This window comes from Streptomyces sp. CC208A, from assembly GCF_030010625.1.
Lineage (GTDB): Bacteria > Actinomycetota > Actinomycetes > Streptomycetales > Streptomycetaceae > Streptomyces.
Genome location: NZ_JASCXN010000090.1, coordinates 1 through 1676 on the forward strand (window position 1 = coordinate 1; position 1676 = coordinate 1676).

The 1676-nt window shown below is 60.8% G+C and carries 2 protein-coding genes; both read left to right on the forward strand.

Going from position 1 to position 1676, the window contains the following annotated elements; genetic code table 11:
- Positions 1 to 820 (forward strand): polymorphic toxin-type HINT domain-containing protein (locus tag QK442_RS36065; protein ID WP_282698366.1); only part of this gene is annotated, 820 nt, incomplete at its 5' end.
- A gap of 69 nt (positions 821 to 889) precedes the next feature.
- The gene (locus tag QK442_RS36070) at positions 890 to 1345 is read left to right on the forward strand and encodes a hypothetical protein (protein WP_282698367.1); all 456 of its coding nucleotides are present in this window, start codon (positions 890 to 892) and stop codon (positions 1343 to 1345) included.
- Positions 1346 to 1676: the final 331 nt, after the last annotated feature.

The following is a 1676-nucleotide window of genomic DNA, read 5'->3' on the forward strand; positions in this document are numbered from 1 at the left end:
GACCAAGCCGATCGAAAAGGTCAAGACCGGCGACAAGGTCGTCGCGACGGCCCCGGAGTCCGGCGAGACCCGGATCGAGACAGTCACCGCGGAGATCAAGGGCCAGGGCCTCAAGCACCTGGTCAAGATCACTATCGACACGGACGGCAAGGCGGGTGCAAAGACAGCCCAGGTCACCGCGACCGACGGCCACCCCTTCTGGGTCCCCGAAGTCGGCACGTGGATCGACGCCACGGACCTGAAGTCCGGCCAGTGGCTCCGCACCAGCGCGGGCACCTACGTCCAGATCGCCTCGATCGAGCGCTGGACCGCCCAGGACGCCACGGTCCACAACCTGACCGTATCCGACCTCCACACGTACTACGTGCAGATGGCGGATGTGCCGGTCCTCGTTCACAATTGCGGTCCCGGTGGACAGGACAGAGCGGACCCGGGGCACGCCTACGAGGGTGGGGTGTATAAGGAACTCAAGGGGGCGGACGGGCGGAATGTTCCAGGAACCGAGATCAATCACGTGCCACCCGCCTCTGTTGCAGAGATGCACTTCGGGTACACGACCGGGCCAGCCATTCAAATGGACTATTTGGACCATCGAGCGGTGTACTCGACCGGTAGTTCCCGGGCTGCGAAGGCGTGGCGCATGTGGCAGGCCGAATTGATCGGTTCTGGCCGCATCGACGAGGCCATTCAGATGGATATCAACGATATTCGTTCCCGATTCGGATCCAAGTACGATGGGGCGATTGGGCAAATGGTGGCAGGTCTTGCTGGAAACCCGGTATATCAGCGGCTGAGGACCGTGCCGAGCCGTATCGGGTGATGCGCTAGTGTCTGATCCACCAAGCTCAAGGGATCAGCTTCAAGGCTGACGCGGACCGAAGGAGTCGAGATGATCATCGATGTGGTACCCCCGGACCGGATCGGTCCGATCACTCTCGGGATGACCATTGATGACGCCGAGGCTGCCTTCCGCACCTTGGAAGGATTCCAAGGTGCGGAAGAATCCCGAGTCCCCGTCCGGGGGCAGGCTAATTACGATAGTGGTATGTCCATCCATGCCCATGTAGGCTCGGGCGGCCTGGTCAATGCGATCGAAGTCTTCCGCCCTCACCGCACGGTGAGCCTGAGGCTGTACGACATCGATGTGTTTGGCTTGCCAGCGGATGACGTTGTAGAGCGGCTCCGTCAGTATGTGGAAACGGAGGAAGAAGAGGGGGGATGCATGATTGTTGCACCGTCGTTGCTTATTGCTCTCTGGCGCCCGTTTGTGGCGTCTGACGAAAGTGATGAGCAGGGGTTCTTCATGCAATCGCTCACTTTGGCCCGTCCTGGCTACTACGACTGATCTAGGTCATCGTCGAATAGCTGAACCTGAATCCACTGCATGACCGGAAGGTCATGCAGTGGATTCAGGTTCAGGGGAGCTTCCATCCTGGTCGAGGTGCAATTGGCAGGGCGCTTTGCGGGTTCTTTGTCAGGCCCTGGGCCAGGGCAGTGTCGTTGGGGGATCTGCCCGTGATGATGCCGTTTCAGATCGGCAGTGTGGCTGCCTGGTTGGGGGACTTGGTGGGGCGAAAGTGGGCGCGACTTCCAGGTGATCATGCGGTGTCGAATCTGTGGCCAAGGCCGTGATCTCCGCCTCGCTCATGCGGAGCTGCCGACCGGCCCCTTCGGGT

Bases quoted from the DNA above. Each gene is read 5' to 3' on its own strand.
- QK442_RS36070 (WP_282698367.1), top strand. From the start codon at position 890: ATGATCATCGATGTGGTACCCCCGGACCGGATCGGTCCGATCACTCTC.